The sequence below is a fragment of the Paraclostridium sp. AKS73 genome (genome assembly GCF_025671395.1).
In the GTDB taxonomy this organism is placed as follows: domain Bacteria; phylum Bacillota; class Clostridia; order Peptostreptococcales; family Peptostreptococcaceae; genus Paraclostridium; species Paraclostridium benzoelyticum.
In genome coordinates this window covers 1-304 of sequence record NZ_JAIXHU010000100.1, presented here as the reverse complement: position 1 = coordinate 304, position 304 = coordinate 1, and the positions used below count along the sequence as shown (strand labels likewise).

General features: G+C 34.9%; 1 protein-coding gene. It reads right to left on the bottom strand.

Annotated elements, in window-relative coordinates; translation table 11 throughout:
- The coding region (locus tag LEQ07_RS19875) for a methionine adenosyltransferase domain-containing protein (RefSeq protein WP_263331977.1) at positions 1 to 304 on the bottom strand (304 nt) is incomplete at both ends.

Here is a 304-nt window from a genome sequence, read left to right as displayed (position 1 = left end):
CAGCATATGCTGCTGATCTATCAACCTTTGTAGGATCTTTTCCTGAGAAAGCTCCTCCTCCATGTCTTGAGTATCCACCGTAAGTATCTATTATTATCTTTCTTCCAGTAAGCCCTGTATCTCCTTGAGGTCCTCCTATAACGAATCTTCCAGTTGGATTTATATATATTTTAGTTTCTGCGTCTAAAAGTGCTTCTGGTATAACAACTTTTATAACTTTTTCTATTAAATCTTTTCTTATTGTCTCAGTACTTACTGTTTCACAATGTTGAGTAGATATTAATACTGTATGAACTCTAACTGC